13 protein-coding genes are annotated in these 13,283 nt (G+C 74.2%); 8 read left to right on the forward strand and 5 right to left on the reverse strand.

Going from position 1 to position 13,283, the window contains the following annotated elements; all coding sequences use genetic code 11:
* Window positions 1-17: 17 nt before the first annotated feature.
* Both ACZ3OF_RS01175 and ACZ3OF_RS01180 read left to right on the forward strand, forming a co-directional pair.
* The gene (locus ACZ3OF_RS01175) at window positions 18-227 is read left to right on the forward strand and encodes a helix-turn-helix domain-containing protein (protein ID WP_315894318.1); all 210 of its coding nucleotides are present in this window, start codon (window positions 18-20) and stop codon (window positions 225-227) included.
* Window positions 227-784: a Clp protease N-terminal domain-containing protein gene (locus ACZ3OF_RS01180; protein ID WP_361666986.1), complete on the forward strand. Its 558-nt coding sequence runs from the start codon at window positions 227-229 to the stop codon at window positions 782-784. Before ACZ3OF_RS01175 ends, ACZ3OF_RS01180 begins: the two co-directional genes overlap by 1 nt.
* Before the next feature lie 27 nt (window positions 785-811).
* On the opposite strand, the gene ACZ3OF_RS01185 is transcribed toward ACZ3OF_RS01180, so the two are convergent.
* The 3 genes from ACZ3OF_RS01185 to ACZ3OF_RS01195 all read right to left on the reverse strand — a co-directional run bounded on the left by ACZ3OF_RS01185 (window position 812) and on the right by ACZ3OF_RS01195 (window position 2,641).
* Window positions 812-1,159, reverse strand: coding sequence for a VOC family protein (locus ACZ3OF_RS01185; protein WP_361666984.1), 348 nt, complete (start codon window positions 1,157-1,159; stop codon window positions 812-814).
* A gap of 21 nt (window positions 1,160-1,180) precedes the next feature.
* A complete protein-coding gene (locus ACZ3OF_RS01190) occupies window positions 1,181-2,017 on the reverse strand; it encodes a methyltransferase domain-containing protein (RefSeq protein WP_361666983.1) in 837 nt (278 codons plus the stop codon).
* 105 nt (window positions 2,018-2,122) lie between these two features.
* On the reverse strand, window positions 2,123-2,641 hold the full coding sequence (locus ACZ3OF_RS01195) for a GNAT family N-acetyltransferase (RefSeq protein ID WP_467301969.1): 519 nt from the start codon (window positions 2,639-2,641) through the stop codon (window positions 2,123-2,125).
* Window positions 2,642-2,835: 194 nt separating this feature from the next.
* Here ACZ3OF_RS01195 and ACZ3OF_RS01200 point away from each other — a divergent pair, with 194 nt between their 5' ends.
* The 3 genes from ACZ3OF_RS01200 to ACZ3OF_RS01210 all read left to right on the forward strand — a co-directional run bounded on the left by ACZ3OF_RS01200 (window position 2,836) and on the right by ACZ3OF_RS01210 (window position 7,358).
* Window positions 2,836-4,686, forward strand: coding sequence for a transketolase (locus ACZ3OF_RS01200; protein WP_467301971.1), 1,851 nt, complete (start codon window positions 2,836-2,838; stop codon window positions 4,684-4,686).
* A gap of 232 nt (window positions 4,687-4,918) precedes the next feature.
* Window positions 4,919-6,151 carry an aminotransferase class I/II-fold pyridoxal phosphate-dependent enzyme gene (locus ACZ3OF_RS01205; protein WP_361666979.1) on the forward strand — a complete coding sequence of 411 codons (1,233 nt, stop codon included), beginning with the start codon at window positions 4,919-4,921 and terminating at the stop codon, window positions 6,149-6,151.
* Window positions 6,152-6,191: 40 nt separating this feature from the next.
* Window positions 6,192-7,358, forward strand: a complete 1,167-nt coding sequence (locus tag ACZ3OF_RS01210; protein WP_467301974.1) for an MBL fold metallo-hydrolase — start codon at window positions 6,192-6,194, stop codon at window positions 7,356-7,358.
* Here ACZ3OF_RS01210 and ACZ3OF_RS01215 read toward each other — a convergent pair.
* Together ACZ3OF_RS01215 and ACZ3OF_RS01220 are read right to left on the reverse strand one after the other, a co-directional pair.
* Window positions 7,338-7,994 (reverse strand): DedA family protein, encoded by a 657-nt coding sequence (locus ACZ3OF_RS01215; protein WP_361666975.1) that lies wholly within the window; start codon window positions 7,992-7,994, stop codon window positions 7,338-7,340. The genes ACZ3OF_RS01210 and ACZ3OF_RS01215 overlap by 21 nt on opposite strands.
* Window positions 7,991-8,764 (reverse strand): MBL fold metallo-hydrolase, encoded by a 774-nt coding sequence (locus ACZ3OF_RS01220; protein WP_361667335.1) that lies wholly within the window; start codon window positions 8,762-8,764, stop codon window positions 7,991-7,993. The genes ACZ3OF_RS01215 and ACZ3OF_RS01220 overlap by 4 nt, the downstream gene beginning before the upstream one ends.
* Before the next feature lie 306 nt (window positions 8,765-9,070).
* Here ACZ3OF_RS01220 and ACZ3OF_RS01225 point away from each other — a divergent pair, with 306 nt between their 5' ends.
* The 3 genes from ACZ3OF_RS01225 to ACZ3OF_RS01235 all read left to right on the forward strand — a co-directional run bounded on the left by ACZ3OF_RS01225 (window position 9,071) and on the right by ACZ3OF_RS01235 (window position 13,275).
* The gene (locus ACZ3OF_RS01225; protein WP_361440606.1) at window positions 9,071-9,475 is read left to right on the forward strand and encodes a recombinase family protein; all 405 of its coding nucleotides are present in this window, start codon (window positions 9,071-9,073) and stop codon (window positions 9,473-9,475) included.
* A gap of 117 nt (window positions 9,476-9,592) precedes the next feature.
* Window positions 9,593-11,764: a phage holin family protein gene (locus ACZ3OF_RS01230; protein WP_361666974.1), complete on the forward strand. Its 2,172-nt coding sequence runs from the start codon at window positions 9,593-9,595 to the stop codon at window positions 11,762-11,764.
* Between the two features lie 65 nt (window positions 11,765-11,829).
* The gene (locus ACZ3OF_RS01235) at window positions 11,830-13,275 is read left to right on the forward strand and encodes an APC family permease (protein ID WP_467301978.1); all 1,446 of its coding nucleotides are present in this window, start codon (window positions 11,830-11,832) and stop codon (window positions 13,273-13,275) included.
* The last annotated feature ends 8 nt before the right edge of the window (window positions 13,276-13,283 follow it).

The raw sequence follows: 13,283 nt of genomic DNA on the forward strand, positions 1-13,283 counted from the left end.
CAACGTAGGTTGACGTCATGACCGATGCAACCGATCTCGCAGCGCGGGCAGGGGACCGGGACCCCCGGGTCGGCCTGCGTGCCGTATCCGCCCTGAGGCGGCTCCTCGAACAGCTGGAAGCCGTCCAGGTGCGCAGCGCCCGTGCCCAGGGCTGGTCGTGGCAGGAGATCGCGGCAGAGCTGGGCGTGAGCCGTCAGGCCGTGCACAAGAAGTACGGGAGGCATTGATGTTCGAGCGATTCTCGGCAGGGGCGCGGGCCGCGGTGATCGAGGCCGTGGAGCGGGCCCGGCGCGACCGCGCCGCCGTGGTCACCGAAGAGCACCTGCTGCTCGCGCTGCTCGACGCGGAGGGGACCAAGGCGTCCTTCGTGCTGCGGGCCCTCGGTGCGAACGACCGGCGGGCCTCGCTGGAGGCGGAGCTCTCCGACGCCCATCGGAGGGGCGGCCTGTCGAAGGCCGACATGGAGGCGCTCGCGGGTCTCGGCATCGATGTGCCGGAGATCGTCGCCCGCGTCGAGGAGGCCCACGGGCCCGGCGCCCTCGCCGACGACCGCGACGGGGGTTCCCGGCGTTTCGGGAGGCCCACGTTCAGCCGCGAGGCCGCGAGCGTCCTGGAGCGGTCGCTGCGGATCTGCCTCGGCCGGCGCGAGAAGGCGATCGGCGACGAGCATCTGCTGCTCGCCCTGACCGCCCGCCCGGGCGTCGTGGCCGAGGCCCTCGCGGACCATGGTGTCACCTACGAGTCGGTGGAACGCGCCCTCGGACAGGGCGCGTCCGCCGCCTGATCCGGCGGCCTTCCCGCAGGGCGGGGCTCAGGACCGGCGGTCGACGTACTCGAAGACCGAACCGTCCGGGTGGACCGCGATCAGATTGCGGCCCACCGGGGTCGGGACCGGGCCGGCCAGGATCTTGGCGCCCGCCTCCGCCAGTGCGGTGAACGCTGCGTCCACGTCCTGGACGGAGATGGTCGCGCCGACCTTGCGCAGGACCTCCAGCTCCGCCTCCGGCCCGCTCATCAGGAGGAAGCAGCCGACGGCCGCCACCGAGACCCCGCCCCGCTCGAAGCGCAGGGCGGGGGAACCGGTGAGCCGTTCGTAGAAGTCCACGGCGGGTTCGAGCTCGTCGACGCAGATACGAATGGTGGTCCCCAGAATCTCCATGTGGACGAGCCTAGTTGAGGATCACGGGACCCGGCAGAGGACCTCGCCGTGCGGGACCATGAACCAGGCGTCCTCCTGCCGGCCCCACTCCCGCCACGCCTCGGAGATCGCGTGCAGCGTGTCCGGTGTCGCGTGGCCGCCCTCCACCACCAGCTTCGCGTAGACGGACTCCGTCGTCCGGTCCGCCCACAGCCCGCTCCACCACGCCCGCTCCTCCGGGGTCGCGTAGCACCAGGTCCCGGCCGTCGTCGTGACGTCCGTGAACCCCGCCCGCCGCGCCCAGGAGAACAGCCGCCGCCCGGCGTCCGGTTCGCCGCCGTTGGCCCGCGCGACCCGGTGGTACAGCTCCTGCCACACCTCCAGGGCGGGCGGCTCCGGGTACCAGGCGAAGGAGCCGTAGTCGCTGTCCCGGGCGGCGACCACGCCGCCCGGACGGCACACCCGCCGCATCTCGCGCAGCGCCCGCACCGGGTCGCCGACGTGCTGCAGCACCTGGTGGGCGTGGACGACGTCGAAGGAGTCGTCCGGGAAGTCCAGGGCGTGGACGTCGGCGACCGCGAACTCCACGTTCACGGCGCCCCGTTCGGCTGCCACGGCCCGCGCCCTGTCCAAGACGTCCTCCGCGGCGTCGACCGCGGTCACCCGTCCCGGCGCGACCAGCGCCGCCAGATCGGCGGTGATCGTACCGGGGCCGCAGCCCACGTCCAGGATGTCCAGGCCGGGCCGCAGTTCGGGCAGCAGATACGCCGCGGAGTTCGCGGCGGTGCGCCAACTGTGTGAGCGCAGCACCGACTCGTGGTGCCCATGGGTGTAGACGGCGGTCTCGTGAGGCCTGGACTCTTCGGCGGCATGCGTCATGACCGGACTCCCTCGTGTGAGTGGGTACGGCAACGGTACGCCCATCAGTCGCATGGTGAGATGCGGATCTCGCCATGCGGACATCGTCGTTCGGGTGGGATCCGGTCAGGCGAACAGGGGCCGCCGGTAACGCAGTTCGTCCAGCGTCCGGCCCGCCGTGGTGTCCTGGACGACGGTGCCGTCCGGCCGCCAGCCCGCCGCCTCGTAGAAGCGCCGCCCCCGGGCGTTGTCCGCGAGGACCCACAGCGCCGCCTCGCGGAACCCGTCCGCCGCCAGCGCCTCCTCGGACGCGGCGAGGAGACCCCGGCCCACCCCCGAGCCCCACACCTCCGGGGCCGCGTAGAGCGCGGCGATCTCCCCGGTGGTGGCGGCGTCGAGATCGTCGTCCGGCCACGCGCGGAAGGAGCAGAACCCGACCACCCGCCCACCGCCCTCGGTCGCCACCAGTACCGAGGCGGCCTCCGGCGCCTCCAGCCGGGCCGACCAGACGGCGGTGCGCTCCTCGACGTCCAGACCTTCCAGATACGGGTGGGGAAGCAGGTCTCGATAGGCCGCCTGCCAGGACCGGACATGGACGGTGGCGATCGCCGCCGCGTCCGCGGGGAGTGCTGCTCGGATCGACATGCACCGCATTCTCGGCGCCCGCCGCCGCCCTCGGCGAGTGGATATCGGGCGAGCGGGCATTCGTCCGGGTGCCCGGAGCAGTCCGGTCCGTGAGCGGCATCGGCGGGCATACGGCGCGGAGGCCTGGGTACCCGGGCGGTGTAGAACCCGCCAGCGACAGGACGCCGCCGCGGACACGTGGAGGAAGGCTTTCGATGCGGTACGAAACGATGTCCTCGCTCGCCCGACAGCTCCGGGTCGACGCCGTGCGCGCCACCGACGCGGCCGGCTCCGGCCACCCGACGTCCGCCATGTCGGCCGCCGAGATCGGCGCGGTCCTGCTCACCAGACACCTGCGCTACGACTTCGACCGCCCCGACCACCCGGGCAACGACCGGCTCGTCCTCTCCAAGGGGCACGCCTCACCCCTGCTCTACGCCATGTACCGGGCCGCCGGCGTCGTCGGCGTACAGGAGCTGCTGACCTTCCGGCGTGCGGGCAGCCTCCTCGAAGGCCATCCCACACCCCGGCTGCCCTGGGTCGACGTCGCCACCGGTTCGCTCGGCCAGGGTCTGCCCATCGGGGTGGGCATGGCGCTCGCGGGGAAGTTCCTCGACCGCGTCCCGTACCAGGTGTGGGTGGTCAGCGGGGACAGCGAGATGGCCGAGGGCTCCGTCTGGGAGGCCGTCGAGCACGCCGCGTACTGCGGTCTCGACAACCTCACCCTGATCGTCGACGTCAACCGGCTCGGACAGCGCGGCCCCACCCGCCATCAGCACGACCTCGGCGCCTACGCCGGCCGCCTGGAGGCCTTCGGCTGGCACACCGTACGGATCGACGGGCATGACGTGGAGGCCGTGGACGCGGCCCTGCGCGAGGCCCGTGCGACCGTCGGCCGGCCCACGGCCGTCCTCGCCGCCACCCGCAAGGGCCGGGGCGTGGCCGCCGTCGAGAACCGCGAGGGCAAGCACGGCAAACCCCTCCCGGACGCCGAGGCCGCCATCGCCGAACTCGGCGGCCACAGCGACCTGAGCGTGCAGGTCACCGACCCGCCCGCCGCCCTGGTGCCGCGGTCGGACGGACACGGCACGCCGTCCCTCCCCACGTACGAGCGGGGCGAGAAGTTCGCCACCCGGGACGCCTACGGACAGGCTCTCGCCGCCCTCGGGCAGACGCGCGGCGACATCGTCGCGCTCGACGGCGAGGTCGGTGACTCGACCCGCACCGAGAAGTTCGCGAAGGCGCACCCCGAGCGCTACTTCGAGTGCTGGATCGCCGAGCAGCAGCTCGTCGGGGCCGCCGTCGGCCTCCAGGCGCGCGGCTACGTCCCGTACGCCTCGACCTTCGCCGCCTTCCTCACCCGCGCCCACGACTTCATCCGCATGGCGGCCGTGAGCCGGGCCGGGATCAATCTGGTCGGCTCGCACGCCGGCGTCTCGATCGGCCAGGACGGGCCGAGCCAGATGGGCCTGGAGGACCTGGCGATGATGCGCTCGGTCCACGGCAGCACCGTCCTCTACCCGTGCGACGCCCACCAGACGGCGCGGCTCGTCGCGACCATGGCCGACCTGGAGGGCGTCCGCTATCTGCGCACCACGCGCGGCGCCACGCCCGTCGTCTACGGGCCGGACGAGGAGTTCCCGGTCGGCGGGAGCAAGGTGCTCCGCAGCCACGGGGAGGACGACCGGGCGACCGTCGTCGCGGCCGGGGTGACCGTGCCGGAGGCCCTGAAGGCGGCCGACCGGCTGGAGAGCGAGGGGCTGCCGGTCCGCGTGATCGACCTCTACTCGGTCAAGCCGGTCGACACCGCGACCCTCGACGAGGCGGCCGGGACGACCGGCTGTGTCCTGACCGTGGAGGACCACCGGCCCGAGGGCGGCATCGGCGACGCGGTCGCGGAGGCGTACGCCAACGGCCACGGCGGGGTGCCGCGCCTGGCCCGGCTCGCCGTCCGCTCCATGCCCACCTCGGCGACCCCGGAGGAGCAGCTCCACGACGCGGGCATCGACGCGGACGCCATCGTCTCGGCGATCGAGCTGATGCTGGAACGCGTCCTGGTCCGCTGAGCGGGCGCGCGATCCGCCGGGAGCGGGTGCCGGCCACGGGCGGACCCGCCCCGGCGACTCACCCGTACAGCCCTACGCGTCCCGGTCGAGTGGTGGGCCGCGGCCGCCGGTGCGTACCCCCGCACACGCGGCGCGGTTCACGCCCGCTGAAGCGGCGAACCGTCCTCAACATTCGTATAAAGGGCACGAGGCGCCGTACGGGGCGGCGGCCGGTGTTCGGGAGGTGCGGGAGATGCGGCAGACGGCCCCGGAAGGGCGCGGCCCGGTGCGCTACGGACCACCCGCCCCGGAGCCCGGTCTGCCCGTGCTGCCCGGGCTCGCCGCGATCCTGGCCGCCGCCGCGGGGCGCACCGCCGTCGAACCCCCCGGCGGTGGGCCCGTGCTCCGCGAGGCCGCGAGCGGCTACTGGTGGCGGCGGGGCCTGCGGACGCACGCCGAGGACGTCGTAGCGGCGCCCGGCGCCCAGCCCCTGATGCTCGCCCTGATCGCCGCCCACGGCGGCGACATCCTGATGCCCCGGCCCTGCCCCGCCTGGTGGACCCCGCAGGCCCGGCTCCTCGGCCGCCCCGCCTACCACGTGCCCACCCCCGCCGAGTGCGGCGGCGTCCCCGACCCGTACGCCCTGCTCGAAACCGTCCGGCGGGTCCGCGCCGAGGGCGGCCGGCCCCGGCTGCTGCTGCTCTCCGTCGCCGACGACCCCACCGCCACCGTCGCCCCGCCCGAGCTGGTCCGCGAGGCGTGCGAGGCCGCCGTCGCCGAGGGGCTGCACATCATCAGCGACGAGACCTGGCGCGACACCCTGCACCGGCGCCACGACACCGTGCTCCTCAGCCCCGCCGAGATGTGCCCCGACGACGTGACCGTCCTGTACGACCTGTCCGGTGCCCTCGCCCCGGCCGCCTGGCCCTGCGCCGTGGCCCGCTTCCCGCCCACCGGCCCCGGCCGGGCCGACCGCTACACCGACCCGCGCGCCCGCACCCTCGACATCCTCACCGCGCTCGGCGCCTTCGTCGACGGTCCGGTCGCCCCCGCCGCCGCGCACGCCCTCGACGAGCCGGAGGAGGTCACCGCACGGGTCGCCCTCGCCTCGGCCCTCCACGCGCGCGTGGCCGCCGCCGCCCACCGCGCCGTCCTCACCGCCGGCGCCCTCGCCAGGCCGCCCCAGGCCGGACGCCACCTCTACGCCGACCTCGGACCGCTGCGGGCCGGACTCGCCGCCCGGGGCGTCACCGACTCCATGGAGCTGGAGAACCACCTCGGCCGACGGCTGGGCACGCCCGTCCCCGGCGGCCACCGCTTCGGCGACGAACTCGGCGCCCTACGGGTGCGTTTCGACACCGGCGCCTTCCTGGGGTCGACGGAAGAGGAGCTGATGGAGTCCCTCGGCTCCGCGGACCCGGTGGAATTGCCGCACGTGGCCCGCGCGTTGAGCTCCTTCGGAGCCGCCCTGGAGGAACTCCGGTGACTCGACCGTCCCGACGAACCGCGTAGAACGGAGCCCGCAGATGACGGAACAGACGGCACGGCCGACGCAGGCTCCGCATTCCGTACGCGACGGCCGGACCACCCCCGCTCCCACCCCCGGCTCCGGGCTCGCACCCGATCCCACTCCCGCCGCCACCTCGGCGCCCGCCCCGACCCTCGCTCCCGCCCCCACCTCGGCACCCGCCCCCACCTCCGCGCCGGCCCCCTCGCCCGTCCCCTCCCCGGTCCTCCAGCCCCTCGGCCGGATCCGGACCGACTGGCCCCGCTCCTTCGTGGAGCGCCTCACCGCCCCGCTCCCCGGCGTCCGCGCCATGGCCCGCCTCGCCCGCGAGGGCGCCGTGCGCCCCGACGCCGAAGGGCTCCGCGACATCCCGCTGCTGCCCTTCGCCCCCGGCCCGCTCCCCGACGCCGGACCCGACACCCTCGCCGTCACCTGGGCAGGCCACGCCAGCTGGATCCTGCGCGCCGGCGGCCTCACCGTCCTCACCGACCCCGTCTGGTCCCGCCGCATCCTCGGCACCCCCGCCCGGATCACCCCCGTCGGGGTCCGCTGGGAGGACCTGCCGCCCGTGGACGCCGTCGTCATCAGCCACAACCACTTCGACCACCTCGACGCCCCCACCCTCCAGCGGCTCCCCAGAGACACCCCGGTCTTCGTCCCCGCCGGTCTCGGCCGCTGGTTCCTGCGCCGCCGGTTCAGCCGCGTCACCGAGCTCGACTGGTGGGAGGCGGCGGAACTCGGCGGCGTACGCTTCGAGTTCGTCCCCGCCCACCACTGGTCCAAGCGGACCCTCCTCGACACCTGTCGCTCGCTCTGGGGCGGCTGGGTGCTCACCGACCGCTCCGGCCGCACGGTGTACTTCGCCGGCGACACCGGCTACGGCCACTGGTTCGGCGAGATCGGCGCACGTCACCCGGGGATCGACCTGGCCCTGCTCCCGATCGGCGCCTACGACCCGCGCTGGTGGCTCAGCGACGTCCACACCGACCCCGAGGAGGCGGTCCGCGCCTTCCAGGACCTCGGAGCCCGCCGGATGGCCCCCATGCACTGGGCGACGTTCGTGCTCTCCTCCGAGCCCGTCCTCGAACCGCTCACCCGCGTCAGGGCCGCCTGGGAGCGGGCCGGGCTGCCCCGCGAGGACCTCTGGGACCTCCCGGTCGGCGCCTCACGCGTGCTTGCTCCCTGACCTGTCGCCGCGCCGCCCCGCTCCCCGTACCCGGCGCCACAGCGCCGGAACCAGGCTGATCAGCACGGTCAGCGCCACCGCCGCCAGCACGCCCTGCCACGGCTCCGGGAACAGCGAGCCGCCGAGGATCCCGATCAGCCCGTACGTCGCCGCCCAGGCCAGACAGGCCGGCACGTCCCCGCGCACGAACCTGCGGAGCGGCATCTCCGCGAGGAGACACGCCAGCATGACCGGGATCCGCCCCGCCGGAATCAGACGCGACAGCACGAGCACCGACACCTGATGCGTGGCGAGCTTCTCCTGCGCCTGCGCGAGCCGGTCGGGGGCCGCCCGCCCCCGCAGCACCGCGAGCCACCGCGAGCCGTTCCTGGAGCGGACCCCGCGCTGCCCCAGCCAGTACAGCGCCACATCCCCCAGGAGCGCCGCGGAGGCCGACACCAGAAAGACGAAGAGCAGCGCGAGCGGAGCCGTCTGGTGGAAGGCGACCACGGCCGCCGAGCTGACGATCGCCCCGGTCGGCACCACCGGCACCAGCGCGCCCAGCGCCACCAGCAGGAAGAGCGAGGGGTAGCCGACCGCCTGCTGCGTCGACTCGGGCGGCAGTTCCCCCGCCGCGCGCAGCAGAGCGTCGATCACCGGGCGACCTCGGGGCGCACGCGCTCGCCGTGCCCGAGCAGATGCACCGCCACCTTCGGCGCCAGCCGCGCCGCGTGCCGGACGAACTCGTCGCCCGGCGCGTGGAATTCGTGCGGCCGCACCGCGTCCATCCCGATCGGCCAGTACGTGCCGTAGTGCACCGGAACCGCCGCGGCCGGGGACAGCTCCGCGAGCGCCCGCGCCGCGCGCCCCGCGTCCAGATGACCGTGCCCCAGATACGGCCCCCAGCCGCCGACCGGCAGCAGTGCCACGTCCACCGGCCCGACCGCCTCTGCCATCCCGTCGAAGAGCCCGGTGTCACCGGCGAAGTACGTCCGCGCCTCCCCCTCGACGACGTACCCGAGCGCGGGGGAGCGGTGCGGCCCGACCGGAAGGCGCCGCCCGTCGTGCAGAGCCGGCACGGCCCGTACCGTCAGGCCCTCCACCGTCACCGAGTCGCCCGGACCGACTTCGGTGAGCCGCAGCCCCCGCCCGTCGAGCCGGCGCAGCCCCGGAACGGCCGCCGGCGCGCCGCGCGGCACGATCAGCCGCGTCCCGGGCGTCAGGCGGGCGAGCGAGGGCAGATGCAGATGGTCGGCGTGCAGATGGGAGACGAGAACCGCCTCGGCACGCTCGGCCTCGGGCGGCGGCAGCGCGCCGCGCCTGCGCCGCAGATGCGCCAGCCGGCGGGCGAAGAGCGGATCGGTGAGGAACCGGACCCCCGAGTCCTCGACCGTGCAGGTGGCATGACCCCACCAGGTGACCTCCACCGGCTCGCCGCCCTTCCGCTCGGCACTCCACTTGTCACGAGGGTAGATGTCCGAAGCGTGCGACGCGGGGCGTCCACGGTGGTTCGCGGGGGTAGCCATCCGTCAGCAAGGGGATGGGAGTCGCGGTGAGCACGATGGGGACGACCTGCAATTCGGCGCAGTGTCCGCGTTGCGGGGGCGTCCTTGCCGTCACCCAGGACGGCTGGAGGATCTGCCACACCTGTGGCTACTCCTCGCCGCCCTGAGGTCCCGCGGGAGCCCCGGAGGTGCCTCCTCGGGTATCCGGGATCGGAGTAGGGTCGGGCCATGGACGACGTTCGGGTGGCGGCGATCGCCAGTCTCACCCCGCTCGAGGAACTCGACAGCGACCCCTTCCTGGTCGACACGCGCAGCCAGCACGCCATGTGCGCCCGCTGGGCCCTGGACAAGGGGTACGTCGTGGCGAGACAGCTGCTCTTCTACGGGATCCGGCCCGACCACGCCGCGCTCTGGGCGGACGTGGACGACGGCCATGTCGACCTCTTCGTCGCCCCCAACGAACGCGTCCTGTCCCGTGCGTTGACCGATCTTCCGGGGTTCGTCGCGGAGTGCGAGCGCCGTGGCGTACGACTGGAGACCGCGGGTCTCGACGAGCCGTCCTACGACGCCGCGGCCAAGGCCGACGTGCACCGCCGGCTCTCCATGCCCACCGCCGGCTACGACGGCTGCTAGGGGTCCTCCCCGGGGCTCCCGGGGACGTGTCCCCTGGCGCCCCCACCCCGCCCTGCCTGCGCCCCCTGGGTGATGTGTCACGCTTGAGACACGTAGCGGGTGAAAGGTGAACCACGCGTGGGTGACGGGCGATGGCGTACCGCCGGCCGCTGGCGGACCGCGGGAAGCGCCCTGGTGCGGGTGATCGTGGTCTGGGCGGTGTCCACCCTGACCATGCTGGCCCTCGCCGGGCTGCTGCCCGACTTCGAGCTCCAGTCGGCCGACGGCGACAGCATCACCCGCACCGCCCTCACCGCCGTGTGGGGCGCCGGCGCCTTCGGTCTCCTCGGTGCGCTGGTGTGGCCGGTCGTCGTGCGGGCCCTGCTGCTCGTACCGGCCCTGGTCCTCGGCCTGTTGGTCTTCTTCCTCAACGGCTCGCTTCTGCTGATAGCGCTCTGGCTGATCCCCGACGGTCGCGGCGCCGCCGACCCCGAGACCGCCGTCGTGGTCGCCGCGGTCATGTCGGCCGTCGCCTCGGCGACTTCGACCGCGCTCGCCGTTCGCGACGACGACGCCTACCGCCGCCGCCTCTACCGGCTCGCCGACCGCACGCGCCACCGGGCCGTGACCGGGGGTCCCCCCGCGCGGCCCGACGTCGAAGGAGGCCCCGAACCCGTCCCAGGCACGCTCTTCCTGCAACTCGACGGCGTCGGCCACCGGGTGCTCCGCGACGCCGTCGCCGACGGCCTGATGCCGACCGTCGCCGGCTGGCTCGACACCAGCCACCGGCTCACCGCCTGGCGCACCGACTGGTCGAGCCAGACCGGCGCGAGCCAGCTCGGCATCCTGCACGGCTCCAACGAGGACGTGCCCGCCTTCCGCTGGTACGAGAAGGACACCGGCCGGCTGATGGTCTCCAACCGGCCCGCGAGCGCCGTAGAGCTCCAGCGGCGGGCCATAGCCCGCACCGGGGACGGCGGCCTGCTCACCGTCGACGGCGCCTCGCGCGGCAACCTGTTCAGCGGCGGCGCCGACCAGCTCGCGCTCGTCCTGTCCATGGCCGCCCGCCGTGGCCGCCGCAACCGCTCCCGCGCCGGGTACTTCGCGTACTTCGCCGACCCCGCCAACGCCGTCCGCACCGCGGGCTCCTTCGTCGCCGAGGCCGCCCGCGAGACGGCCCAGTCGACGCGGGCGCGGCTGCGCAAGGAGACCCCGAGGGTCTCGCGCGGCGGTGCCTATCCGCTCATCCGGGCCTTCGCCACCGTCGTGGAACGGGACGTGGTCGTGGCCGCGGTGATCGGGGACCTGCTGGCCGGGCGGACCGCCGTCTACGCCGACCTCGTCGCCTACGACGAGGTGGCGCACCACTCCGGCCCGCACGGCCACGACACCGACCGGGTCCTCGCCCGGCTCGACCGGTCGATCGCACTGATCGCCGAGGTCGCGGAGCACGCCCCCCGTCCGTACCGGATCGTGCTCCTCTCCGACCACGGCCAGAGCCCCGGCGCGACCTTCGAGGGCGTGTACGGGCTGACCCTGCGGGATCTCGTACGCGCCGGCTGCGGGCTGCCCGTACCGCGCCGGGTCCGGCGCACCCGCAGCGGATCGGAGGCCCGGGACGCGGCCCGTGACGCGCTGCGCAGCGCCCTGCACCGGCCGGTGGACGAGGACGGTGAGCGGGTGGGGGAGCAGGTGCGGGACGAGGCCGAGCCGATCGTGCTCGCCTCGGGAAACCTGGGGCTGGTCTCCTTCCCGGGCGTGCCGCACCGGATGACCCGCGAGGAGATCGACCGCCGCCACCCCGCGCTGCTGCGCACCCTCGCCAACCATCCGGGCGTCGGCTTCCTGCTCGTCGCGAGCGCCGAGCACGGCTCGGTCGTCCTGGGGCGGGACGGGGCGGAGGTGCCGCTCGCCGAACTCGCCGACGACGGGCCGCTCGCGGTCTTCGGGCCGGGGGCGGCGGACGCGGTCCGACGCACCGACCGCTTCCCGCACGTCGCCGACATCATGGTCAACTCGATGTACGACCCCGCCACGGGGACCGTGCACGCCTTCGAGGAGCAGATCGGCTCGCACGGCGGCCTCGGCGGCGAGCAGGGGCGCCCGTTCCTGCTCTCGCCCGTGGAGTTCTCCGCGCCGGTGCCGGACGGGGGCGAACTGGTGGGAGCGGAGCAGGTGCACCGGGTGCTGCGCCGCTGGCTGCGGGAGTGCGCGGGTCCGCAGGTGCCGCTGGAGATTTCCCCGCGCATCAGCGATGCGGAAGCGTTTCTTCCGGTTGACGGCCCGGTCGTACGGGAGAAAAAGAGCTGATTTGGTGGGGCGTCTCACGTGCCGGACCATGTCCGGGTTTGCACGACGAGAGGCGCACCACCCCCATGAGCACGGCCATGTCCGACCGGTCCGCGGTCGATCCCTCCGACCGGTCCACGGTCGTCACCTCCGAGACCTCCGCGGAACAGAACAAGCACGCCCGGCGGTTCGGACTCCCCGTCGCCACCGCCCTGGTCATGGGCAACATCATCGGCGGCGGAATCTTCCTGCTGCCCGCCTCCGTCGCCCCGTACGGCACGATCAGCCTGGTCGCCTTCGGCATCCTCACGCTCGGCGCGATCGCCCTCGCGCTCGTCTTCGGCCGGCTCGCCCGGCGCCACCCGCAGACCGGCGGGCCGTACGTCTACGCCCGCGCGGCCTTCGGCGACTTCGCCGGCTTCCTCGCGGCCTGGTCGTACTGGATCACCGCCTGGGTCTCCAACGCGGCCCTCGCCGTGGCCGCCGTCGGCTATCTCGACGTGCTGATCCCCGTCCATGAGTCGAAGGCAGCCACCATCGCCGCGGCGCTCACGCTCCAGTGGCTCCCGGCGCTCGCCAACCTCGCCGGCACCCGCTACGTCGGCGCCGTCCAGCTGATCGCGACCGTCCTCAAGTTCGTCCCGCTCCTCCTGGTCGCCGTCGGCGGGCTGTTCTTCTTCGACAGCGCCAACCTCGGGCCGTTCCAGGCGGGTGACGGCGGCGCGCTCGGCGCGGTCTCCGCCTCCGCGGCGATCCTGCTCTTCAGCTACCTCGGCGTGGAGTCGGCGGCCGTCAGCGCCGGCGAGGTCCGCGACCCGAGGCGCAACGTCGGCCGGGCCACCGTCCTCGGCACCCTGGGCGCCGCCGCGATCTACCTCCTCGGCACGATCGCCGTCTTCGGCACGGTCGCCCACGACCGGCTCGTCGACTCCTCCGCTCCGTTCTCGGACGCCGTGAACGCCATGTTCGGCGGCTCGTGGGGCGGCACCGCCATCGCCTGCATGGCCCTCGTCTCCATGGTCGGCGCGCTCAACGGCTGGACGCTGCTCAGCGCCCAGACCCCCTACGCGGCCGCGCGCGACGGGCTCTTCCCGAAGGTCTTCGCCCACAAGCGGCGCGGCGTGCCCACGGTCGGCGTGATCGTGACCGTCGTCCTCGCGTCGCTCCTGACCGTCTACAACTACACGGCCGGCACCGAGGGCGTCTTCGAGATCCTCGTCCTCGTCACCACCTTCACCGCCACCGTCCCGTACCTCCTCTCCACCGCCGCCCAGATCTACTTCCTGCTCTCGGGCCGCTCCGAGCGCGTCGACCGCGGCCGTCTGGTCCGCGACGGCGTCCTGGCCGCGGCCGCCTTCGGCTTCTCCATGTGGCTGGTGGCGGGCTCCGGGTACGCGGCGGTCTACCAGGGCGTGCTGTTCCTCTTCGCCGGAGTCCTCGTGTACGCGTGGATGTCGGCCCGCAAGGTGCGGCGGGAGACGTCCGAGGGTGCCTTCGACGGCACGCCCGCGGGCACGTCCACCGTCGCGTAGGCGGCGCG

The sequence above is a fragment of the Streptomyces sp. NPDC022552 genome, from assembly GCF_055561875.1.